Source organism: Bacteroides sp. AM32-11AC (genome assembly GCF_003603515.1).
GTDB classification, from domain to species: Bacteria; Bacteroidota; Bacteroidia; order Bacteroidales; family Bacteroidaceae; genus Bacteroides; species Bacteroides uniformis.
On sequence record NZ_QTNH01000012.1, the window covers coordinates 102,857 to 129,254 of the forward strand.

Genomic DNA, 26,398 nt, shown 5'->3' on the forward strand with positions numbered 1-26,398 from the left:
AAATAGTAAATATGGATAACAAAAAACAGGCAAATGTTCGCACCATTTGCCTGATTATAAAAAAGATTCTGTACAGGCCAACAACTGGATGTACAAAAGTAAAAAATGTAGTACACAAATTTATGAAAAATAAATCTAATACAAAGGCAAATATATCCTTTGTTAACTTTATTTCAAGAAAAAGAACACAAATATGTTTTCTTTTCTTTATAGCCTTATTTTCTAGTCTTTTCATACAAGAATCTAAGGCACAAAATCGTAGAGTGAATCTGACATTGTCTGATGTCACCCTAAATGAAGCAATAAAAGCTATTGAACAAAACACTGAATATGTTTTCTTTTATAAGAATTCGGACATTGATTTGAACAGAAAAGTTTCCGTTAAAGCTAAAAATGCTTCTATAAAGAGCGTTATGACTCAAATACTGCCAGATAGCAAGTACAAGATCGAAAATAGTAAAATTATTATTCTTCCTAAAGGTCAACAATCAAAGCGAAAAATTGCAGGTACAATAACTGACGATAAAGGAGAACCTGTTATTGGAGCTAATATTATGGAGAAGGGAACAACGAATGGTACTATTACTTCAATAGATGGTTCTTTTTCGTTGGAGGTTGCTTCTAATGCGATTTTGCATATAACTTCGATTGGCTATAAATCTCAGGAGATTAAAGTTGGTAATAATAATGGTTTTAAGATAAAATTAATAGAAGACTCTGAACTGCTAGACGAAGTGGTTGTTGTAGGATATGGTACCCAAAAAAGAGTAAATCTTACTGGTGCAATAGCTGTTGCATCTTCCGCAGACATTAAAATTAAGCCTGTAGGACAAACATCTGTAGCCTTGCAAGGAGTTCTTCCCGGTGTTACCGTCACACAAAGATCTGGTGAACCAGGTGCAGATAGTGGCAGTATCAGAATTCGTGGTATCGGGACCCTTAGTGATGCTAATCCGTTAGTACTCATTGATGGTGTCGAAGGTTCTATCAATAATATAGATCCAAACCTTATTGAGTCCGTTTCAGTATTGAAGGATGCTGCATCAGCCGCAATTTATGGTTCCCGGGCTGCCAATGGCGTAGTGCTAGTTACTACCAAACGTGGTTCTGAAGGCCGATTTGCAATTTCATATACGAACTATTTGGGATGGCAGGAACCTACCAATATGCCAGACATAGTTGATGCCGTAGGATATATGACTTTACTGAATGTTGCCTATAAAAATGTAGGAAGAGACCCATTGTATTCAGATGAATTGATTGAGCAATACAAGAAACAAAATGGAGTTAGTTCGGATGATTATCCTAATACGGATTGGCAAAAGAAAACCTTGACAAAATCAGGCTTCCAGCAAAGCCACTTTCTGAACATCAGTGGAGGTAACGAGAAACTGAAAACATTCACTTCTTTGGGTTATTTTACCCAAGACGGTTTGATTGAGAATTCATCATTTAAAAGATTAAATCTGCGGAATAATATGGACTGGAAGTTTTCGTCAAAGCTGAAAGCCAAGGTTGACCTTCAGTTTACCAGCACAAAGAAGTCCAGTCCGTCATCAGGGGCAGGAAATATCTTTATATGGATGAATGGCATACCAGCCAATCAAATCGGTATTAATTCCGATGGCAGCTGGGGAGTCGGTTGGAATGGCGTGAACCCTATATCACATGCCAAAGATGCTGGTGCATTTGTTACCAGAACAATCTGGGGAAGCATCAATACCTCGTTGATTTATTCCCCCTTTAGTTGGCTAACCGCAGAAGTAAATGTAGCTCCTAAATATACGGTTGCCAGTAACGACAACTTGACCAAGGCAATACAATCCTATTTACCAGATGGAAACCCCAGTTTCGTCCATCCGACCAAAAATTCATTAACAAACTCTGACGCAAAGACCTTGCATAATAATGTAAGAGCAACACTTACTGCTGAAAAGAACATCGGAGATCACAACATCACAGTACTTGCCGGTGCTTCCCAGGAAGAAAGACATGCTAAAAATTTCTCGGCATATCGAGATTCGATAGATGTCAATTATCCGGTTCTGAATACAGGTTCCGTAGCTAACCAAAGCGTGAGTGGCGGAAGAGACCGATTCGTACTTCGTTCATTTTTTGCGCGTGCCAACTATAACTATAAACAAAAATATCTGTTTGAGTTTAATATTCGTCGCGATGGTTCTTCACGCTTTGCCAAAGGCAACAAGTGGGCTACATTCCCTTCCGCCTCTGTAGGATGGCGCATCTCAGAAGAGAAATTCATGCGAAAATTGAAAGAGAAATTCCTTGATGATTTGAAATTGAGAGTCTCTTGGGGAAAACTGGGTAATCAGAATGTAGGTAGCTCATACTATCCATTTACAACACAGATGGTTTTTGGAGTTACTGCAATGGGGAACCAAGTGGTAAATATGGCAGTCTTCAGTAAAATGCCTAATAGCTTGATAAAATGGGAAACTACAGAGTCTAAAGATATAGGCCTTGACATGACACTGTTCAATAAACTGAATATAACAGCCGATTATTATCAAAAGGAAACACGTGATATTCTGTTGACCCTACCTATTCCTTATACTATCGGACTTGATGCACCTGTGCAGAATGCAGGAGTTGTGGAAAACAAAGGATGGGAGCTGGGTATAACTTATAGGGATAAAATTGGTGATTTGCAATATAGTGTAAATTTCAATTTGAGCGATGTAAAGAATAAGATAACAGATCTCAGAGGACAGAATGGAACAGGATTTATAGCCAATCGTGAAGGTCATCCTATCAATTCAATTTATGGTTATATTGCTGAAGGATACTTCCAGTCAGAAGAGGAAATAGCCAACAGTGCTACCCAAGTTGGCACCATCAAGCCTGGTGATATTAAATATAGAGACCTGAATGGTGATAATAGGATTAACGGTGACGATAAAGTTGTAATTGGAAGCACCATTCCTCGCTATACATTTGGTCTGAATATAGGTGCGAACTATAAAGGTATTGATTTATCAATGTTCTTCCAAGGAGTAGGCAAAGCTGACGGTTATTTGCAGGGACCTGGTATTGTACCTTTTGTCAGTGGAGAAAGTGTTGGCGGAACCGTGTTAGAAGAACACAAAGATTATTGGACAGAGAATAACCGTAACGCAGCATATCCGAGACTTGCTTTCAATGAAAGCAATAACAATCAGGTATCTACTTTCTGGCTAAAAGATGCTTCCTATCTCAGATTGAAAAATCTACAGGTAGGTTACACCCTACCTGTGAATCTCACAAAAAAATGGGGCATCAACCACCTAAGATTTTTTGCCAATGGCACCAACTTGTTTACCCTTGACAAATTTTGGAAAGGCTATAATGTAGAAGCCCCGACAGGTATGGTCAATTTCTATCCCCAAGTAAAAGTGTATAGTTTTGGTCTTGAAGTAAAATTTTGATATATCAATTTAAATGCTAACAGAATGAAAAAAACAATTTATATAATTGCAATCGGATTATTGATTTTAGTGGCTGCCGCTTGTAGCAGTCTGGATCAATATCCATTGAACGGTCCATCTTCGGATACCTATTTGACTGATGAATCTGAACTCCGAAAAGCTTTATACAGTGCATATAATGCTAATGCAACCTATACTCCTTCTAGCGGAAACTATGGAACATGGATTAGTTTGGATGCAGCTACTGATATCGCTTTTGAGCGCAATTCGTCAGGTTTACCGAGTTTCGTTGCAGGTAAAGCCAATGCAGATACAGGATATGCTGCTGAAATATGGAAGATGATGTATGCTACGATTTGCAGATGCAACTATTTACTTAACAATATGCAACGGGCTCAAGAGAATGTAAATCAAGAAGTCTATAAAAACATTGAAGCACAAGCTCGGGTTCTTAGAGCTTATACCTACCATAGGCTGATTGAGTTTTATGGTGCTGTCCCTTTGGTTACTATTATACCCGATTTAAAGCAAGCTATCATGCCCAGGACTCCTAAAGCAGATATCATTAATTTCATTTTTAAAGAATTGGATGAATCTGTGGAATACTTGCCAGATCAGAGTAGCGATAAAGGAGAGGTCACTAAAGCGGTTGCATTAGGCATCAAGGCCCGTACCGCTTTATATAACGAGAAATGGGAAATTGCAGCGGAAGCAGCCAAAGCTATTATGAATATGGGAATATACTCCTTGGATGATAACTTCTCCGAACTTTTCATGTATGCCGGCAAGAATTCAAAAGAAATAATCTGGGCTACCCAATATGTAAAGGCTGCTAAAAAGACTCATGCTACCGCCCGTAATTTCGGTTCACGAAATGGGAAAGGAGGATCCAGCAGAGTACCTACGCAATCTGTAGTGGATGCATACCAATGTATAGATGGAAAGGATATAGATAAATCGGCCCTATACAACCCTGAAAAGCCTTATGAAAACAGAGACCCACGTTTGGGCTATACCATTGCTCTTTCCGGTTCAATCTTTATGGGATATCAGTTTGAGACTCATAAGGACAGCGTTGAATGCTGGAATTATCGTGGAGAAAAGCCTGTGCGCATGAAGAATGAGGATGTAACCAATCCTTATGCAACTTTTACCGGATATTGCTGGCGGAAATATGCAGATGATCCTGCCGATTGGGGAAACCCGACAGAATCGGAAATTCATCAAATCATGCTTCGTTATGCAGAGATTCTACTGATTTATGCAGAAGCCAAAATAGAAGCGAACCAAATAGACCAATCTGTTTATAATGCAATAAATGAAGTCAGGCAACGTCCCGGCGTAAGCATGCCCCCATTGCCAAATGGCCTCAGCCAAGCAGAACTCCGTTCAGCTGTTCGCAAAGAACGTTTATATGAGTTGGCGGGTGAAGGGCTTCGCCTGTTTGACATCAGACGTTGGCGGATAGCGGAATATGTATTGAATGGTCCTCTTTATGGTCGCATACCCAAAGGACTTTTATCTACAGCACCCACCATTGATGAGAATGGTATTCCTGATTACTCCAATGTGCCTAATAGGGAGGAAATGCGCGTAGTTGAAGTCCGCAAGTTCAACAAAGAAGACAATCGTGATTATCTGTGGCCTATCCCACAACGTGAAATTACAGCAAATCCGAAGTTAGAACAGAATCCCGGATATTGACAATATGCATAATACATAGAAAACATATTTCAGAGGCAAAAAAATGATTTACATCCGTAGGCATTTGCTCACGGATGTAAGTCATACGCTTCTGAATATGAAATGTTTGAAATTACTTTTAAAGCGAATACAATGAAAATATTTGTAATATATATACTCTTGATAGGAGTATATACTAACTTTTCTATTGGTTATGCCCAACAGCCATTGGCATCGTATATTGATCCATTTATCGGTACAGCTGATGACCACGGTCAGACTGACCCGTCAGCTAATATTCCCTTTGGCATGATAAAACCCGGTCCTGATACAAAGCCGTCAGGGCAGGCTGGATATAATTATCTGGCAGAAGAAATTAAAGGCTTTTCCCAAACCAGAATCTCAGGAGTGGGTTGCAGGGGAGCAGGCGGGAACTTGCGTTTACTTCCGTTTGTCGAGATTCCTTCCCCAACAGAAAAGTTGGATAAAAAGAGCGAAAAGGCATGCCCTGGATATTATAGCGTTAAGCTAAAAAACGGCATCTTTGTAGAAATAACAGCTGGACGTACATCTGCGATATACCGTTTCATATACCCTAAGACACAGAACGCAGGATTAATTCTCGATTTAAACTCTTCATTTTCAGGTAATGCGAATGAAATACATCATTTGGAGAATTCCCAAGCGGTATACGGTACTGTAAGTGCTCCTAACGTCTGCGACTGCGGATATTATACATTCTATTATCATATTGATATAGATAAAAAAGATGTTGATTTATCAGAGAAAGAGGGGCGGCTATGTTGGTCGTTTACTTCTTCAAAAACAGAGGTTATAACGTTGAGAGTCGGATTGTCAACTGTCAGTTCCAACAATGCAAAAAGAAACAAACTGGCGGAATTAGGCAATAAGAATTTTGACGATATTAAGGCTGAGGCTTGCAAGAAATGGGAGGAGCTTTTGAATAAGGTTGTTGTTGAAACAGACAATATGGAGCTTAAGAAATCATTTTATACAAGAATATACCATGCGGTTCAAACGCCATTTGATGTGACAGATTATTCTTCTCAATTCAAAGGCAGTGATGGGAAAACGTATTATTCGGGACGTTCTTATTATCATGGCTGGTCTATCTGGGATACTTTCCGCACAAAAGATCCTTTGTTTAGCTTTTTGTTGACCGATAGATATAAAGACATGATGTATTCTTTGCTCAAACTTTACCAACAAGGGAAAACGGACTGGGCTACAAATACAGAGCCCTTTCCAACTGTTCGCACGGAACATTCCATAGTCTTGGTATTGGATGCCTTAAACAAAGGACTGACAAGTCCTGAAGCCGTAGAGTTGGTTTTCGATAAAATGCTGGCAGAAGCAAATCTGATTCCCGGTAATACACCCGACAAAATGCTGGAAAGATGCTATGATCTTTGGGCTTTATCACGTATAGCCACTTTACTTCATTTGCCATTGATTGCACAAACATATTTGAAAAAATCGCAGGAATATCGCACTGTCTGGAACGACAAATTTAAAATAATGGGAGAAAATGCAGATGTGATGCATGGAGATAATTTATATGAAGGAACACTTTGGCAATATCGCTGGTTTGTCCCCTATGATTTGGACTGGATGATTAATTCAATAGGTAACAAAGATAAAACTATCGCAGAGTTAGATTACTTTTTTCAAAATCATTTGTTTAACATTGCCAATGAACCTGATATTCATGTGCCTTACCTTTATTACTATTTAGGTCAGCCTTGGAAAGCTCAGAAGATAATACAAGATATCATCCTGAATCCGACAGTGAATTATTACGGAACTCATGACAAGTGGGAAAAGCCTTATATCGGTAAGGTATTTAAAACATCTCCAGACGGCTATATGAAGGAGATGGACGATGACGCAGGCACAATGTCCTCATGGCTCGTCTTGTCAACAATCGGGTTATTTCCGGTATGCCCCGGAATACCGTATTATTGGATATCTGCTCCTCTATTTGACTCCATAACATTAAATTATACAACGGGAAAGAAGTTGCGCATCAGAACTATAAGAAAATCAAATGACGACATGTATATACAGACCGTACAATTGAATGGAAGAAAATTAGAACGAAGTTGGATAAGTTATGAAGAAATAATGAATGGAGGGGAATTGACCATCCATTTAGGAACAGCACCAAATGGAAAATGGGGAACAGAAAACATTCAATTTAATTATTTACGATAAAAACTATAATAAAATGAAAAACAGAATAATAAGCACATGCATTTGTTTGCTTTCCATCCTAACTTCTTATGCAGATACATTGTATGATGTTATAATAATAGGAGGTACTCCAGGAGGGATAATGACAGCCATTTCGGCAGCAAGAGAAGGGAAAAAAATTCTTCTGTTGGAGCGAACAGCCTATATTGGAGGCCTACCGGCAAATGGTTTGGGAGCAACAGACCTAGCTACACGTGGGGCTACGACCGGTTTATTCCTTGATTTCTTAAAAGGCAATTTAAAATATTATGTGGACAAGTATGGGAAAAACTCACAACAAGTAAAAGACTGTGACGGCGGTTTTTATTTTGAGCCTTCAGTCGCTTATAACACATTGCAAAACATGCTGAATGAATATCAGCAATGCATAACAGTACTTACTATGAGACAATTTGATTCTGACCCTCAAAATGTAACGATTGAGAATGACAAGATTGTTTCTATTAGAATACAGAACAGGTTATCCGGCGATGTTGAAACTTACGAAGGGAAAATATTTGTTGATGCCACCTATGAAGGTGATTTAGGGGCCGCAGCAGGTATTCCATTCAGAGTCGGACGCGAAGGAAAAACAGAATTCAATGAGCCCGGAGCAGGAAATGTCTACAAATATTGGGGTGGGACAGAACAGGATTGCAGCACGTTCATTGGAGACAACTCAATTCAAGCCTATAATTACCGTATATGCCTGACTACAGATTCTTCGAACAAAATTCCCATAGAGAAGCCGGATAACTATAACAGAAACGACTATTCTTCTTTGATTGATGATATCTGGACAGGAAGGCATACAGGCTTCCAAATGGCAAATGTGACACCTGAAATGCTGGCAGAAAATCGTGAACATATAGCCAAAGGCAATAAGACAAAAATACCGGGAGACAGATGGGGAATGCACAAAATTTCCAACATTAAAAAGATTCCTAATGATAAAACGGATGCCAACAATCAGCACCTATCCTTTGTCTCAACAGATTTACCGGAAGAGAACTGGCCTTGGCCTACATCAAGCTGGGATTGGCGTGACAAATTTTCCAAACGCCTCAAAGACTATACTTTGGGTTTATTTTGGTTTGTACAGAATGATGCAGAACTCCCGGAACATTTTCGTGCAGAAACTCAAAAATGGGGACTGGCAAAAGATGAGTATGTTGATAATGAAAACTTTCCCCGTCAGGTGTATGTAAGGGAAGGGAGGCGTTTCAAGGGAAAATATTTCTTTACGGCAAATGATGCACTGCCCGTTGCGAAAGGTAAAAGACCTCCTATTCATCGTTCCAGCGTGACAAGTAGCGATTATGCCTTAGATTCCCATGCAGTTCGCAAGCGTGAACCTGGCAAAATAAATTTGGACGGATTCATCAGTTATGGAGCAGCACCTTACACTGTCCCGTATGGAGTTATGGTACCTGAAGAAATCGATAATCTGTTGATTCCCGTAGCTGTGTCTGGCAGTCATATTGGTTTTTCCACATTGCGCATGGAGCCATGTTGGATGGCCTTGGGGCAAGCAGCGGGTTTAGCAGCCTCAATAAGTATTGACCAGAACACAAAAGTAAAAAATATAAACGTCACTCTATTGCAAGAAAAATTACTCGACCAAAAAGCTACACTTATGTATTTTAAAGACATGTCTATTGAAGACAAAGATTTTCTATTAACACAACGTATGGGGCTTCAAGGGTATCTGCCGGATTGGAATGCGAATTTGGATGGAATAGTTGATAAGGAGACTGCGGTTCTATGGTCAGCACTGTCGGGCATGAAAATAAAAGAAGGAGATACTCGCAGAAACGTCTTGCGAAATATTTACGAAAGCATAACAAATAAAAGTAACCATTGATATGAATTGTATATATATAAAATACATCTTATGTTTTTCCGCATTATGCATGTTTACATACATGACTGCAGAAAACAAGGCGGATAAAGGTCCTTTAGAATATGTGAATCCTTTTATTGGCAATGCCGAAAATGGACATACTTTTCCAGGAGCTTGCCTGCCTTTCGGACTGATTCAGGCAAGCCCACATTCGGGGAACGGAAGTTGGAAGTATTGTTCCGGATATAATTATGACGATGAAATTATCGAAGGTTTTGCCCAAACACACTTGAATGGCACAGGAGTTCCCGATTTAGGCGACATCCTCATGTATCCTTTCTGTAATGAAACAACAGATAAGTTGAAAAGCCATTATAATCGAGACACTCAAACAGCATCTCCTGGCTACTATTCTGTAGAGCTGACTGATGCAGGAGTAAATGTAGAATTGACCGCTACTCATCGCACCGCTTTTCATCGCTATTCTTTTACGAAAAACACTTCAAAGTATATATACATAGATCTGACTGGTGGCCTGTCTAATAAGCCGGCAGATAGCCATAGAGGAAGAAAAGTACATCTATCAAAGGTTGAAATGCCTGACAGTAAAACCATAATAGGCTTTAATAAAGCAAGTGCATGGGTTGAAAGAAGGATTTATTATGTAATACAGTTCGATAAGCCCTACAAAATCGTCAAGAAGATTGGTGAGCCGGAAAAGAATACGAAAAAAATTATTTTGAAGTTTAATACCAACCAAAACGATATAGTCCAAGTAAAAGTAGGTTTATCTACAGTCAGTATTGAAGGAGCAAAATTGGCATTGGAAAAAGAAAACCCAGGATGGAATTTTGAATCGGTAAAAGAACAGGCACAAAGTAAATGGAAAAAACTTCTTTCACGTGTTCAAGTGCAAGGAACTCCAGAACAAAAAACAGCATTTTATACGTCCTTATACCATTTGTATACCCAACCTAATGACATTACAGATGTAGATGGTCGGTATAGAGGAGTTAATGATAGCGTTTTTTATTCAAAAAGCGGATATTATTCAACATTATCATTGTGGGATACCTATCGAGCAGCACATCCTTTGTATACTATATTAACTCCTGAATACGTGAATGATTTCGTGAATAGCATGATTGAACATGCAAAAGTACAAGGATATTTACCGATATGGGCATTGTGGGGTAAGGAAAATTATTGCATGATAGCAAACCATGCCATCCCTGTGGTAGTAGATGCATATTTAAAAGGATTTAATGGTTTTGACGCAGAAGAAGCCTACACAGCCATCAAGAACTCTTTAACAGTTAATCACCCAAAGAGTAATTGGGATATTTACATGAAATATGGTTATTATCCTTTTGATGTCATAAAGGAAGAATCTGTTTCACGCACTGTTGAAAGTTGCTATGATGACTATTGTGCGGCTCAGTTGGCTAGGAATTTGGGGAAAGAAGAAGATTATACCTACTTCCTTAAACGTTCTGGTTTTTATAAGAATCTATTCGACTCGCGGCTTGGATTATTGAGAGGCCGGGATAGTAAAGGAAATTGGCGAACACCTTTTAATCCCTTTTTGTTATCCCATGCCGGAACATCAGGAGGAGACTTTACAGAGGGAAATTCATGGCAATACACTTGGCACGTACAGCATGACATCAAAGGATTGATTGAGCTCATGGGAGGAAATGAGAAATTTGTACAAAAGTTAGATTCGCTATTTTTTCTTGAGACCAGAGCTAACAATACGGGCTTTACTTCAGATGTCACTGGACTGATAGGGCAATATGCCCACGGAAATGAACCGAGCCACCATGTTGCTTATTTGTATAGCTATGCCGACAGAAAAGACAAAACCCAATTCTTGATTCGTGAAATATTTGATCGTTTCTATTTATCCAAACCGGATGGTTTATGTGGGAATGACGATTGCGGGCAAATGTCTGCATGGCACATTTTTTCAGCAATGGGATTTTATCCGGTAGACCCAATTAGCGGCGAGTATGTCATTGGCGCTCCACAATTGGATAAGGTCGTTTTAACTCTGCCAAAAGGAAAGACCTTTACAATGGAAGCTAAAGGATTGAGCACAGCAAATAAATATGTACATTCTATCGAATTAAATGGGGTTCCTTTGACCGGATTGACAATCGCGCATAAGGATATAATGAAAGGAGGACATCTCATTTTTGTAATGACTGATAAACCGGACATAAAATTGAAGGCGCCAGAGACCGAAATGTATCCGGATACAAGGAAACGGATATGCTTTGATTTTGATTGGAAATTCATGTTAGGGGATACGCAAGATGCTTGTCTTCAGACATATAATGATGTTTATTGGCCAACAGTACAGCTACCTCATGATTGGAGCATAGCATTGGATGTAGAGAAAAAGAATGGAGCAAATATGGGATTCTTTCCTGGAGGCATAGGCTGGTATAGAAAAACATTTGACGTTCCTTCAGAATATAAAGGCAAGAAAATCAGCATCCTCTTTGATGGGGTGTATCATCAGAGCGATGTATATATTAATGGCAAGCATTTAGGCTTCCACCCTTATGGCTATATTGGATTTGAGTACGACTTGTCACCGTTCCTGAAATATGGTGAAAAAAATACGATAGCAGTACGTGTCAATCATTCCGATGCACCGTCATCACGCTGGTATTCCGGTTCCGGAATATATAGACACGTTTGGCTGAATGTCACAGCACCTATACATATCTCTACATGGGGGACTTACATCACCACTCCTACTATAGAGGAAGATAATGCCGATGTTGATGTAATAACCTCCATTGAAAACTATACAGCCAAGAAAGGCAATATATTATTGGAGAGCCGGATAAAAGATACAGTGGGACAAATAATCGCATGCAGTCTCACTCCAGTGTCCGTCAAAGAGCATACAGTGCAGACGGTCAAACAGCAATTAAAGATTGCTAATCCATGTCTATGGTCTGTAGATTCTCCTTCATTGTATACATTGGAATCTGTAATCCGGATTGATGATAAAATTATAGATGATTATCATACGCCATTTGGAGTCCGTCACTTTAACTATAATGCCCAGACCGGATTCCACCTGAATGGGAAAGCGATGAAAATGAAGGGCGTAAACTTACATCAAGATGCAGGAGCTTTGGGTACTGCCGCTTTTGATAAATCATACGAAAGGCGATTGAAAATCTTGAAAGAGATCGGATGTAACGCAATACGGTGTAGCCATAATCCTCCAAGTCCAGAATTCTTAGACTTATGCGACAAATTAGGTTTTTTGGTTATAGACGAAGCATTTGACAAATGGAAAAGTGGATATTATGAGACCTATTTTGATACATGGTGGCAAAAGGATTTAGGAGGAATGATAAGACGTGACAGGAATCATCCTTCTATTATTATGTGGAGCATTGGCAATGAACTGATGGAACAGGAGTACACATCGAAAGAAGGGACTGAACGGGCAAGAATGTTGCAAGACTATGTACATAAACAGGAACCGACACGTCCGGTCATGCTTGCGGTAGCTCCCGGAAATCTAAAGGAAAGAGTTTACAATGAAACAGGATTTACAGAAGTCACGGATATAGTAGGATACAATTATCAGGAGCCATTCTATTTGGATGACAAAACAAAGTTTCCTGAACGCATCATGTTTGGTTCAGAAGTTTTTCCTTTTTTCAGAGGTCGCAAAGATAATATAAGAGGGTATATCCCTCTTAATCCATGGTATGATACCAATAAGGAGTTCATCTTTGGTCAGTTCATTTGGGCCGGCATCGACTATTTAGGCGAAAGCAGCGGATGGCCCAGCAAAGGTTGGCCTACGGCTCCTTTCAATACTTGCATGTTTGAAAAACCTTTTGCTGCATTTTTCCGTTCAGTTTGGAGTAACAAACCTATTGTCAGCATTGCAGTGGTTGATCAGTCTTTGGATATAGACCCCGGTAAAGACCATTGGGGATTGCCTTTTATGGCCTCTCATTGGAATTTTCCTCAATATAAAAAACATATAATTCAGGTACAGACTATTACAAACTGTGAAAGTGTCGAATTATGGATTAATAAACAATCGATGGGCAGAAGATATACTAAAGATTATCCTAATAATACTATTGTATGGTATGTGCCTTATCAAGAAGGGAAAATAGAGGCTCATGGATTTAATGATGAGGTGAAAGTTGCCGAGTATGCATTGGAAACTTCTGGAAAACCTGCCAAAATAGTATTGTCTACAGATGAAAAAGACATCAAATGTAACGGACAGGATTTATCACATGTAACTATATCATTAGTCGATGCGAATGGAATCTTAGTACCCGATGCGGATATGCCGATTACGGTCATTGTGGAAGGAGAGGGAAATCTGTTGGGAGTAGACAATGGAGATCTCCGGAATCATCAATCTTATGCAGGAAGTGAAATGAAAACTTACCAAGGTAAAATGTTGGCAATAATCCGTTCAACACGTTTTCCTGGCAATATAAGAGTCAGGGTAAAATCAAAATATTTAAAGGAAGAGACATTAACTATTAAAGCCACAAAACTTTGATTTTATTAGACATAAAATTTATGAAAAAGTACATTATATTAATTATGAGTCTCTCATTTTTGACTCAATTATCGGCAAAGGAATACTTAGCTTCTTTGTTTGGAATACGTTCAGATGGAAATACATTAAATACAAGTTCTATACAAAAAGCTGTGAATTTTATTCATAACCAGGGAGGTGGAACTTTAGTGTTCAATGTAGGACGATACCTGACAGGGAGCATTGAGATGAAATCAGACGTATCTATCTTGCTAAAAGGTGGAGCCATACTTGTGGGATCAACTTCTCCCTATGATTACTTCGCAGTGGATTCATGCTACAGCCTGATTTATGCTATTAATCAAGAGAATATCAGCATCTTAGGAAATGGAAAAATAGATTGCCAAAGTGAAAAACTTTCAATGAATACCATAGATCAAATTCGCAAAGGGTTAATGCCCGGCATAAAACCACAAAAAGAGTCTATAGTTTTGAAAGCTATTTATACAAAAGGATGTAACAATGTTAAGGTTGCAGATACTATTATGGGAGAAAAATCAGACGGAACAGTACTTGACGAACAATATTTCATAAAAGACATAATCAGTGAAAGAAATGCAACCCTTAAGGTCTGCCAAAGAAAAAAAATCAGCATCTCAGATTTTGGTGCCAAGTCGGATGGAAAGACATTGAATACCAATACGATTCAGCATGCTATAGATTTCATTAGTGATAACGGTGGCGGAGAATTATTTTTTGAGCAGGGCCAGTATTTGACAGGAAGCATTTATCTCAAACACAATGTCACTTTGCATCTGATGGATGGGGCTGTATTGCTTGGCTCTACAAATCCATTTGATTATAAAAAAGATCCTGACATAGGAAGGACCTCTATGATTTTTGCTATTAAACAAAAAAATGTAGCCATTATTGGCACAGGAAGTATTGACGGACAAGGATTTGTTACTGCAAATAATACAATATCCTTGGTACATAAGGGTCTGATAGAAGATCCACTCCGTATGGATAGGCCTGACGAAATTAATAGACCTCACAATATATATATGCGTGAATGCGATGGAGTAAAAATAAAAGGTATTACATTGAAAGATCCGGCCAGTTGGACCCAGGCTTATGACCAATGCATAAATGTATTGATTGATGGCATATCCGTTAATAGCAAATCATATTGGAATAATGATGGCGTCGATATTGTAGATTGCGACAGTGTGACTATCCGCAATTCTTTTTTCGATTCTGCCGATGACGCTATTTGTTTTAAATCACATGAAGTTGGCAAATTAAATCAAAATGTACTGGTAGAGAACTGTATAGCCCGTGCCAGTGCCAGTGCTATTAAGTTTGGTACTGCTTCAAAAGGCGGTTTCCGTAACTTTACAATTCGGAAAATCAAAGTGTACGATACCTATCGGTCGGTCATAACATTTGCAACTGTAGATGGAGGAGTTATAGAAAATATATCGGTTGATAGTATTAGAGCTTACAATATAGGCAATGTGATGTACTTGCGCATCGGTGACAGATGGAGTGATGGAAATAAGCCTGTCATGCGTAATATTACCATCTCAAATATACATGCAGAGGTTGCTGCCTCTAAACCGGATTCCGGCTACAATTACGAAGGTCCCTTGGAACATCTTCCCCGTAATATTTCTCCTGCAAGTATTATAGGATTACCTGAATATAGAATTCAGAATATTTCCTTAAGAAATATTGTCATGCATTATCCTGGGGGGGGAGATCCGGACTATGCTGAACGAGGATTGACACCAGAAGCCCTGAACAGTATTCCCGAAATGAGAAAGTCCTATCCGGAGTTCTCCCAGTTTAAGGAATTACCCGCGTGGGGAATGTATATACGCCATGCAGACCATATCCTATTCGAAAATATCACATTCATGGCTGATAGGAAAGATTATAGACCGGCAATTGTATGCGATGATGTTCATGGCATACAATTGAGGCATTGTTCTTATAAAGAACCGAATTCGTCCCACAAAAATCAAGTTTTTATTTATAAGTCGGATTTAGGAAAAGAGAACTAAACTGACAAAGCATACAGACTTTTAAAGAACTATCAAAAAAACAAAAATAATGAAGAAGAAAATATCGTGTATAATAATCTCTTTTGTAGCCGTCATCTCCTCTTTTGCCCGCACTATTAATATGCAGGATTTCGGAGCAAAGCCCGATGGGAAATCTGACAATACATCCCTTTTCCAAAAAGCTATTGACGAATGTACATTGACGGGAGGTGGTACGTTGGTTGTGCCAGCTGGAAGATACCTCATAGGACCTATCTTTATGAAGTCAAACGTCGCCCTTTGTTTGGAACAAGGAGCCGTTTTACTCGGGAATACAGATATAACCGTTTACCATAATATATTTGCAAAAATTGAAGGTTCAAAAATTCCAGCGCTGATTTATGGAGAAAACATAGAGAATGTGTCTATTACAGGCCATGGTAAAATTGACGGACAAGGAGGACATTCCAATTTCCAGCTTGGTGATGATAGCCAAAGCAGCGTAAGCCGTCCCATCCTCCTATATTTTAAGAATGTTCGGGGGATTCATGTGTCAGATGTCTCCTTACATAATTCTGCTTATTGGGTTCAGAAGTATGAAGCTTGTGACAACGTATTGATACATGGAATAAAGGTGTATAGCCATACGAATTTCAACAATGACGGGCTGGATATAAATGGTAGTAAAAATGTGCGCATTTCTGACTGCTTTATTGATACGGACGATGATGCACTCTGCTTTAAAAGCGAATCCGGAATTTATAGTTTATGCGAAAATATAACTGTAACCAATTGTATTCTGAGAAGTAATTGCAATGGCATAAAATGTGGAACCGGCTCTATGATGGGCTTTAAAAACATCACTATATCCAATTGTGTGATATATAAAGCTTCGGAAGATAATCGTAGGCATTGGAAAGACAAATTTCCGTGGATGGGCATTACCTCTGATAAAACTGTGATAGCGGGTATTGCACTGGAATGTGTAGACGGAGGCGAAATGGAACAGATTTCAATAATGAATATCACAATGAAGGATGTACAAACTCCGATATTTATTCGAGCCGGTGACAGGAAAAGAGTCTCTCCTGATAAGATAAGTACAATCAAGAACATACAGATAAGCCAAATAATGGCCGTTAGTGAGAGTTTACTTGCATCTTCCATAACCGGTATACCGGAAAGTCGTATAGAAAATGTCTCCATTAGTCAAGTCAAAATAATCAGTCCTGGTGGTACGAATCAGGAATATCAACCGAGTGTACCGGAAAAACGTGCAGGATATCCAGAAAACCGTATGTTTGGAAATATATTACCCGCTTCGGGGTTTTATGTCCGGCATGTCGACAATATTTGCTTCCACGATGTGAAAATCCAGACTCGCCTTCCAGACAAACGTCCTTCGTTTTATATGGATGATGTAAAACACGAGGCATTTAGTTTATGCACTTTCCCGAAAGCCTTCCACAAAGCATGTTGGTGACCGACCGACATGCCTCATATTTCAACATGGAGGTGAAAGCCATCAAGTATGCCTTGCGCACCTGCTGAGAAATCTCATATATGGTTCATCCGATATTTGAAGTGATAGCACACGATGTATAATATCTACAGGTCGTAACATACTGTCAATCATAGATATCCTACTTCTGAAAATGGCAAAATGAGAAAGTGCCACTTTGTGATGGTCGAAGTGCCACTTTGACCGCCCCGAAGTGCCACTTCGTGACTATGTCTGAATGTCAAAGTGGCTATATCACTCCGAATATCGGAAGAGCCCAATGAAAGTCAGCGGCCAGTTTAAGAATCAAGATGGCGCGGAATCATACACAGCCCTGCACTCCATAATGCAGATGCAAATTGCAGCGAAGCAGTGAAGAAATTCATCTCACCACGAAACTTCCGAATCATGGCGAGATGAAAACAAATATGGGACTCAACGTAGTCCGTAAGCGTAAGAAAGACAAAGGGGCTACTTGGTCAGTACAATCTTATCCACCAAAGTCCCTTTGGTATCAAGCACTTTCAGTTGCAGCCGGTTGCCTTGGGTCTGCCCGTCTATCACCATGTCTTTGGAGTTGATGATGACGGGGAACTTTACCCGGGCATCAGGTTTGCAATGAATGTAGCGATGCAGGTGCCCGCAAAGCATCGCATCGATGCCCGCTTCGTTCAGAATGGGAACAAACTTCTCAAGAACCTCTTGCGGACCATGCCACAACCCTTTGATGGGCTGCGGAGGCATGTGCGCAATGACAACGCGGAACCGGGCGTCCCGGAACTCCTCGGACCGCACAGCCTCTTTCAACCATTCGGCCTGTTCCGTACGGTAATTGTCATAATCGGTGATGCCGCTATACTCGATGTCGGAATCCGGTTTGTCTTCTCCCGTATCTAAAACAATGAAGCAGACCGGTCCCTGACGGAACATGTAATACAAGTGCGGCTCCTTCGGCGAGAAATAATGCTGGAAAGAAGTTGGCAAGGCCTCTACCTCCACCGGTGGAAACATCGGCGGTGACGACAGTGGCAATCCCGGCGGCAACGACGGCGACCAGGGCGAGAACCCGTTGGGCTGATTCTCCTTCCTTGAAAGCAATTGATGACTGACACCGTTTTATGCTAAAAGTTTCCCGTACCGCCTCATTGGTTGTGTGGGAAGCTTTACTTTTTAGCATCTTTTATCATTCTTCTCTGCCTTTCTTTAATGGATTATCGCTAATTTCGAGCGATTTTTCGTAAATTCGGCTGAATAACTAATAATTTATAATATGGAAAACTTGAATACAGCACTTCTGCTGATGGTGGTAGGTATGGCAACAGTCTTCGCTATCCTGCTGATTGTTATTAACTTAGGAAAAGCTCTTATTGCACTGGTGAATAAATATGCGCCCGAAGAGGTGACACCGGCTAAAGCTGCGGCAAATGGTCCCGCACCTGTCCCCGGTAATATTCTGGCAGCTATCAGTGCAGCCGTAACAGTAGTGACACAAGGTAAGGGTAAAGTTGCTAAGGTAGAAAAAATCTGAAATAATAATCTTATATAAAAACACACCGAATAATTTAGTATGAAAAAGGAAATTAAGTTCAGTTTGGTATTCAGGGACATGTGGCAGAGTGCCGGAAAATATGTACCCCGTGTTGACCAACTGGTGAAAGTTGCTCCCGCCATCATTGAGATGGGTTGTTTTGCGCGCGTGGAAACCAATGGCGGAGGTTTTGAACAAGTAAATCTGCTGTTTGGGGAGAATCCGAATAAAGCCGTGCGCGAGTGGACGAAGCCGTTCCATGAAGCCGGTATCCAGACCCACATGTTGGACCGTGCCCTGAATGGCCTCCGCATGAGTCCCGTGCCCGCCGATGTGCGCAAGCTGTTCTATAAGGTGAAGAAAGCGCAAGGTACGGACATCACGCGTACTTTCTGCGGTCTGAACGATACCCGCAATATCATTCCTTCCATTGGTTATGCACACGATGCCGGAATGATTTCCCAATGTTCGCTCTGCATCACCCATTCACCTATCCATACCGTAGAATACTACACGAACATGGCTTTGAAGCTTATCAAGGCTGGTGCCGACGAAATCTGCATCAAGGATATGGCAGGCATCGGACGTCCGGTTTCCCTGGGTAAGATTGTGGCCAACATCAAGGCGGCACATCCCGATATTCCTATCCAGTACCATAGTCATGCGGGGCCCGGCTTCAATATGGCAAGCATTCTTGAAGTGTGCGAGGCGGGTTGCGACTATATCGATGTAGGTATGGAACCGCTTTCATGGGGTACGGGACATGCAGACCTGCTCAGCGTACAGGCTATGCTGAAAGATGCAGGCTTCCAGGTGCCCGAAATCAATATGGAGGCATATATGAAGGTACGTGCCCTCATCCAGGAGTTTATGGACGACTTCCTCGGCTTGTACATCAGCCCGCGCAACCGCTTGATGAACTCCCTGCTGATTGGTCCCGGACTGCCGGGCGGCATGATGGGCAGTCTGATGGCAGACTTGGAATCCAATCTGGAGTCCATCAACAAATACAAGGCAAAACGCAACCTGCCCTTCATGAAGCAGGATGAACTGCTCATCAAGTTGTTCAACGAAGTGGCATATGTTTGGCCGCGCGTGGGTTATCCCCCGTTGGTGACTCCGTTCAGCCAGTACGTCAAGAACCTTTCCATGATGAACGTCATTGCTATGGAGAAAGGCAAGGAACGCTGGGGTATGATTGCCGATGACATTTGGGATATGCTGTTGGGCAAGGCAGGTAAGCTGCCGGGTCAGCTGGCTCCCGAAATCATAGAGAAGGCCGAACGCGAAGGACGCAAGTTCTTCACCGGCAATCCGCAGGACAACTATCCCGATGCTCTGGACAAGTACCGCAAGCTGATGAAGGAGAACAAGTGGGAACTGGGCGAGGACGACGAAGAGCTCTTCGAATACGCCATGCACCCGGCTCAATACGAGGCTTACAAGAGTGGCAAGGCCAAGCAGGACTTCCTGGAGGATGTGGAGAAACGCCGTGCCGAACGTGACAAGTCTCCGCTGGATGATGCCAAACCCAAGACGCTCACTGTGCAGGTGGACGGTCAGGCTTACCGCGTGACGGTGGCATACGGTGACATCGACCTGCCCGCTTCGGCCACCGAAAAGGTGACAGCTCCCCCCGTAGGCGAAGGTCAGGACGTTCCGGCTCCGCTCGAAGGCAAGTTCTTCCTGACAAAGAATGCGCAGGAAACCCCGTTGAAAGTGGGTGACAAGGTGAAGAGTGGCGACCTCCTCTGCTATATCGAAGCTATGAAGACATACAATGCCATCCGCGCAGACTTTGATGGAACGGTTGTTGCCATCTGTGTCAATCCGGGTGACTCTGTTTCTGAAGATGATGTATTAATGAAGATAGGATAATGGAAGATATATTTGCAAAACTCTATGATATGACGGCCTTCAGTAACATCATTGCTGATCCGTCGTTCCTCGTGATGTATGCCATCGCTTTCATCCTGCTTTATTTAGGTATCAAGAAACACTATGAACCATTGTTGTTGGTACCCATCGCTTTCGGTGTGCTCATTGCCAACTTTCCCGGCGGCGAGATGGGGGTGATTCAGGCAGATGAAAACGGAATGGTCATGGTAGGCGGGGTGATGAAGAATATTTGGGAGATGCCGTTGCACGAGATTGCGCACGACCTCGGACTGATGAACTTCATTTATTATATGCTGATTAAGACCGGCTTTCTGCCGCCTGTTATCTTTATGGGTGTGGGTGCGCTGACAGACTTCGGTCCGATGCTCCGTAACTTGCGTCTCTCCATATTCGGTGCGGCTGCCCAGTTGGGTATCTTTACCGTATTGCTTTGTGCAGTGTTGATGGGCTTTACTCCGAAAGAAGCAGGCGCATTGGGTATTATCGGTGGTGCCGATGGACCTACGGCTATCTTTACTACCATTAAGCTGGCTCCTCATTTGCTGGGTCCTATTGCCATTGCAGCCTATTCGTACATGGCGTTGGTGCCTGTTATCATTCCGATGGTAGTGAAACTGTTCTGCACCAAGAAGGAACTGATGATTAATATGAAGGAGCAAGAGAAGCTTTATCCTTCAAAGACTGAAATAAAGAACTTGCGTGTGTTGAAGATTATCTTCCCGATTGCAGTGACTACGATTGTTGCCTTGTTTGTGCCCACGGCAGTGCCTTTGATTGGTATGCTGATGTTCGGTAATCTGATTAAGGAAATCGGTGCCGATACAAGCCGTCTGTTTGATGCGGCAGCCAACAGTATTATGAATGCTGCTACTATTTTCCTTGGACTGAGCGTGGGTGCCACCATGACCAGTGAGGCCTTCTTGAACTGGACGACCATTGGTATCGTAATAGGTGGATTCCTTGCATTTGCATTGTCCATTACCGGTGGTATCTTTTTTGTGAAGCTGTTCAACTTGTTCAGCAAAAAGAAGATTAATCCGTTGATTGGTGCTACCGGGCTGAGTGCCGTGCCAATGGCAAGCCGTGTCTGCAATGATATTGCAACGAAGTATGACCCTAAGAACCATGTACTGAATTACTGTATGTCCAGTAATATCTCCGGCGTAATCGGCTCGGCTGTTGCGGCGGGTGTGCTGATTTCATTCCTGGGATAAACGGTCAGTAGGAAAAATATAAAGAAACTCCGGTATGGCTTTGTAAAGCTATGCCGGAGTTTTTTGTATGTTTTTCTTTGAGGGGCATTTCATTCACTAACCACCTTCCAATATTCAGCCATCGCCATCTTCTCCGCCAGATACGCATCAATCAGGTTGGTGTGTGCCTGCGTCCACGAGAGTTGTGCGGACAACACATCTGCCATGCTGGCTTTTCCTTCATTATAAGAGAAGGTGACAAGGCCCAGATTCTCTTCGGCGAGTGTCATATTCTCCCGGGCCGTCTTGACTTGCTGTTCAGTTTCCGTTAGCTTTGTGGTGGCTGCGGAGAGCTCTTCCAGAATATTGTCCGTTACATAGCTTTGTTGCAGCTTCTGTATGCCGATATAGGCTTTCTGTTGGCGGTTTGTCTTGAAGCGGGCTCCCCAACGGAAGATGGGGATGCTGACGTTGACCCCTGCGACGGGAGTATGAGGTACATCCTGCCCCATATAGGCGATTCCCGTATCCCAACCGGTGGCGAGGAACATGCTGACTTGTGGGTTGTAGCGGCTGAGGGCAGCATGCCGTTGCGCTTCACTGCGGGCGATGTTCACGGAGGTACTGGCATATTCTGCCCGGCGGGGCAGCACATCATCCAGGCCCAAAGGGATGATGGGAGCAGTCGGTATATCTATTTCGGCTATGCTGTCTATGGGAGCGTCCGGTTCCGAGCCCATAAGGATATTCAGTTTTTGCAGGGCAAGGGTATGGTTTTGGCGTGCCTTGATGTACTGCAATTCGGCCTCCTTACGCCGGGTGGAAATCATCAGCAAGTCTGTGCGGCTGATGGCACCGTCATCAAAGCGGTCTTGGATGATGTCGTACTGCTGTTGTACAATATCCTGAAAGGTAGCCGCGGCTTTCAGACCGGCACGGGTGGCAGAGGCATTCCAATAGACGGCGTCACTTTGATAGTGTATCTGGTCGAGGGTCAGCTCTGTGGTAAGTTGAGCCAGTGCCTCGTCGGCTTGCGCCACTTTCTTTTGGGCTATTAGGGAACCTCCGGTATAAAGCGGCTGCGTCAAGGTGGCAAGTGCCTGATAGGTATAAGGGTGGTAGTCTCCTTTCGGACTGTTCCATTGGTCCAGATGATTGAGATTGGCGGTACCCTCGGCGGTGATGTCAATCTGGGGCAGGAAACCGGTGGAGGCAATCTTGCGTGCCTCGGTACTGGCGAATGTTTTCAGATGCTGTTGTTTCAGAATCTGGCTGTATGCTTCTACCTTGTCGCGGTATTCTTCGCGGCTCAGATATGCTTGTTGTGCCCCGGCATTCAGTCCGGAGCACAGTAATGATAGAATAAGTATCTTTGTTTTCATCATTCAATTGGTAAACTGTAAATTGTTGAATGTTCTCTCACTTGATTTTATGAATGGCGCAATAAGCTACCGGCAGCACGAATAGAGTCAATGCCGAAGCTATCAGCAAACCGCCCATGATGGTTGCCGCCATGCCACCGAACATGGCATCGAACAATAACGGCAACATTCCCAGGATAGTGGTACCCGATGCCATGGCCACCGGGACAATACGGGTGGTCGTTGCACTGATAACGGCTTCACGCGGTGCTTTTCCGGCAGCGGTTTCCGTATCAATCTGGTCTACCAGCACGATGGCATTCTTGATATTCATTCCAATCAGCCCCAGCAAGCCGAGGATGGAGAAAAAGTCGAATGATTTCCCCAATACCACCAGTCCCAATACAATGCCTATGAAGATGAGCGGCAGCATCAGTAGGATAACAATCGGCTTCCGGTAGCTGCGGAACAGAAACAGCAGGGTGACGAACATAAGGAAGAATGTCAGCGGCAGGTTGGCTGCCAGTGCGGCATTGCTTTCTGCCTGGCTTTCCTGTTCTCCGAAGTATTTCATGGTGTAACCTTCGGGCACTTCAATCTCCTCCTGCACTTGCTTCCATATACGGTTGAAGGCGGCAATGGCATTCACACCGCGGCGTGGGTCGGCCTGCGCCATCATCACCATCTGCCGGTTGTAGTCTTTCACATTGGAGAACTTGTACTGGAAGTCGAACCGGCTGACGACTTGTTCCAGAGTGGTTGTTTCGCGTGCAGTGCCGAATACGGGGAGTGTACGCAAGTCGTTGATGCGGAAAGAGTCGATAGTTTTATCCTTCAACAGAATGGGAAGTACCTGGTCTCCTTCCCTGTATTCTCCAAGTGTCATGCCGTTCGTACCGATCTGGATACTCTGTGCCATGCTTTGACGGGAGATACCCAACGGTTGTGCACGCTCCTGACTGTAAACGGGATGCCATACCGGTATCTTATTGCCCCAGGAGTTGCGCACGTTGATAAGTTCGCCGTCACGGTGCATGATGTCCAGAGCCTTGTTGGTCAACATGACCAGCGTATCCGTGTTATTGCCGATGAACCCGATTTCAATGGCGGCATCTACAGCAGGAGAGAGCTTGAACAACATGGTACGGGTGATGGCATTGGGATAGTTGGCCTTCATGTAGGCATCAAGATTCTCTTCCTGCTTCTTGGTATATTTGCTGTCCGTTACTTCCACCAGGATATTGGCGAAGTTAGGTTTGGGGCCGACGGAAGTGGAGGCCAGATAGTAACGCAACGGTGTGCTGCCGAATGTGACGGATACCCGTTTCACTTCCGGCTGCTGCATCAGATGCGCTTCCACCTTTTTCATTTCGGTTTCTACTTCGCGGATGCTGTACCCGTCCGGATAGAATACATCTGCCCGAAAGTAGGGCTTGTCCAGAGAAGGGAAGAAGTTCTGGGGCATCAGTCCCATGACGATGAGGGAGAGGATGAACAGTGCTGTAATGCTTCCAAGGGTCAACGCCTTCTTGCGTATCAGTGTGCCGAGGATGGAGGCGAATTTATGGTAGAAAGGCTTGTCGTATGGGTCTTTATCACCATCTTTAGCCTTTGCTTTCAGTATGAAGTTGCCGAATGTAGTGGTTTGTGTCAACGCCAGCACCCAACTTAATCCCAGGGAAATGGCCAACACTACGAATAGCGGTTTCACGATTTCGGCTACGGAAGAGGGAGCCAGATACAGTGGCAGAAACGAACAGATGGCAATGAACGTTGCTCCCAGTAATCCCCATTGGGGACCGGTGGCACCGTCTATCAGCGCTTTTCGGCGGTCGATGCCGCGGGCAATGGCAATTTGGGCATTATCTGTCACCACGATGGCATTGTCCACCAGCATTCCCATGGCTATGATGAATCCGGCGAGGGAGGTCCGGTTCAGACCTACGCCAAGAAACGACATAATGAGCAGTGTGCCTCCGATAGAGAATATAAGGGAAGAGCCAATCAGTACTCCTGCACGCATGCCCATCACCAGCATGATGATTACAATCACAATCAGGATGGATTCTATCAGATTGATGATGAACCCGTTGTTGGCTTCTTGGGCAATCACGTTTTCGGGATACAGACTTTCCAGTTCCAGCCCCACGGGGATGAGGGGCATGAGTTCGGCAAGCCTCCGGTCTACCAGTTCACCGGTTTTTACCACATCCTTTGTCGGGTCGGTGGAGATGCCGATACCGATGGCGCGCTTTCCGTTGACGTGCATGATATTGCCGGGAGGTTCCATGTATCCCTTTTCAATGATGGCGATGTCGCCCAGCTTGACTTGTCCGCCGGAGGTAGTGATAACCTGGTTGCGGATATCATCGACAGTCGTGTAGGTACCGTTGGCCACGATGCGTAACTGTTGTTCTCCGGCGCTGATTTCACCCGTATTGATAATCTGGTTCTGCGATTGTAGCAGGCTGGCCAGCTGCTTGGGGTCGATACCCATTCCTGCCAGCTTGTTTACGGAGATGAATATATGGATGACCTCTGTCTGTGTACCGAAAAGGGCTACCTTCATCACACCGTCTGCCGTGATGACTTGTGTCTTGATTCGTTCCGCCCAGTTTCTCATTTCTTCATAAGAGAAACCGTCGTCACCCACCAGGCCGTAATAGATGCCGAAAACGTCTCCAAAATCATCCGAGACGGTCGGTACAGAAGAGCCTGCGGGCAGTTGGGGCTGTATGTTGAGCACTTTACGCCGCAGTTCGTCCCACTTCTGCGGAATGGATGTGGCAGAGAGTGACGGTTGCAGTTCGAAGGTTATCTTGGAGAGTCCGTACATAGACTCTGACTTTATCTTGTAGACGCCGCTCATCGACTGTATTTCTCGGGAGATGGGTTCGGTGACGAGCCGTTCCACTTCTGCCGGCTCCGCTCCCGGGTAGCGTGTCATGATGACTGCCGACTTGATGACGAAAGGTGCGTCTTCCTTCTTTCCCAACCTGCCGAATGACAGTATACCGCCGATAAGCAGCACAACCAGAAAGAAGTAGACTATCTTCGTGTTGTCTAATGAATATTGGGCTAGATTCATAATGAATATTTTTTAGATAAATGGGGAATGTAATGT

Annotated in this window: 13 protein-coding genes; 10 read left to right on the plus strand and 3 right to left on the minus strand. The window is 42.9% G+C overall.

What is annotated here, in order from left to right:
* Positions 1–11 precede the first annotated feature (11 nt).
* The 7 genes from DW800_RS14140 (at position 12) to DW800_RS14175 (ending at position 17,275) form a co-directional block, all read left to right on the plus strand.
* Complete coding sequence (locus tag DW800_RS14140; protein WP_117681320.1) at positions 12–3,425, plus strand: TonB-dependent receptor; 3,414 nt, start codon at positions 12–14, stop codon at positions 3,423–3,425.
* A 24-nt stretch (positions 3,426–3,449) separates the two neighbouring features.
* On the plus strand, positions 3,450–5,129 hold the full coding sequence (locus tag DW800_RS14145) for a RagB/SusD family nutrient uptake outer membrane protein (RefSeq protein WP_117681319.1): 1,680 nt from the start codon (positions 3,450–3,452) through the stop codon (positions 5,127–5,129).
* Positions 5,130–5,261: 132 nt separating this feature from the next.
* Entirely contained in the window at positions 5,262–7,343 is a 2,082-nt protein-coding gene (locus DW800_RS14150; RefSeq protein ID WP_117681344.1) for a GH92 family glycosyl hydrolase, read from the plus strand.
* 13 nt (positions 7,344–7,356) lie between these two features.
* A complete protein-coding gene (locus tag DW800_RS14155; protein WP_117681343.1) occupies positions 7,357–9,225 on the plus strand; it encodes an FAD-dependent oxidoreductase in 1,869 nt (622 codons plus the stop codon).
* Position 9,226: 1 nt separating this feature from the next.
* Positions 9,227–13,768 carry a GH92 family glycosyl hydrolase gene (locus tag DW800_RS20080; protein ID WP_310591092.1) on the plus strand — a complete coding sequence of 1,514 codons (4,542 nt, stop codon included), beginning with the start codon at positions 9,227–9,229 and terminating at the stop codon, positions 13,766–13,768.
* Between the two features lie 524 nt (positions 13,769–14,292).
* Entirely contained in the window at positions 14,293–15,813 is a 1,521-nt protein-coding gene (locus DW800_RS14170) for a glycoside hydrolase family 28 protein (RefSeq protein ID WP_117681341.1), read from the plus strand.
* A gap of 49 nt (positions 15,814–15,862) precedes the next feature.
* The gene (locus DW800_RS14175) at positions 15,863–17,275 is read left to right on the plus strand and encodes a glycoside hydrolase family 28 protein (RefSeq protein WP_227212863.1); all 1,413 of its coding nucleotides are present in this window, start codon (positions 15,863–15,865) and stop codon (positions 17,273–17,275) included.
* 489 nt (positions 17,276–17,764) lie between these two features.
* Here the strand turns inward: DW800_RS14175 and DW800_RS14180 are convergent, their stop codons facing one another.
* A complete protein-coding gene (locus DW800_RS14180) occupies positions 17,765–18,391 on the minus strand; it encodes a metallophosphoesterase family protein (RefSeq protein ID WP_227212865.1) in 627 nt (208 codons plus the stop codon).
* Positions 18,392–18,563: 172 nt separating this feature from the next.
* Here DW800_RS14180 and DW800_RS14190 point away from each other — a divergent pair, with 172 nt between their 5' ends.
* From DW800_RS14190 to DW800_RS14200, 3 genes are read left to right on the plus strand one after another with little or no spacing between them, the layout of a single operon-like run.
* Positions 18,564–18,821, plus strand: coding sequence for an OadG family protein (locus DW800_RS14190; protein ID WP_005826326.1), 258 nt, complete (start codon positions 18,564–18,566; stop codon positions 18,819–18,821).
* A 39-nt stretch (positions 18,822–18,860) separates the two neighbouring features.
* Entirely contained in the window at positions 18,861–20,699 is a 1,839-nt protein-coding gene (locus DW800_RS14195) for a biotin/lipoyl-containing protein (RefSeq protein ID WP_117680545.1), read from the plus strand.
* Positions 20,699–21,934, plus strand: a complete 1,236-nt coding sequence (locus DW800_RS14200; protein ID WP_057098164.1) for a sodium ion-translocating decarboxylase subunit beta — start codon at positions 20,699–20,701, stop codon at positions 21,932–21,934. The genes DW800_RS14195 and DW800_RS14200 overlap by 1 nt, the downstream gene beginning before the upstream one ends.
* 89 nt (positions 21,935–22,023) lie before the next feature.
* On the opposite strand, the gene DW800_RS14205 is transcribed toward DW800_RS14200, so the two are convergent.
* Complete coding sequence (locus DW800_RS14205; RefSeq protein ID WP_117680544.1) at positions 22,024–23,298, minus strand: TolC family protein; 1,275 nt, start codon at positions 23,296–23,298, stop codon at positions 22,024–22,026.
* A gap of 34 nt (positions 23,299–23,332) precedes the next feature.
* The gene (locus DW800_RS14210; RefSeq protein ID WP_119958153.1) at positions 23,333–26,362 is read right to left on the minus strand and encodes an efflux RND transporter permease subunit; all 3,030 of its coding nucleotides are present in this window, start codon (positions 26,360–26,362) and stop codon (positions 23,333–23,335) included.
* Positions 26,363–26,398: the final 36 nt, after the last annotated feature.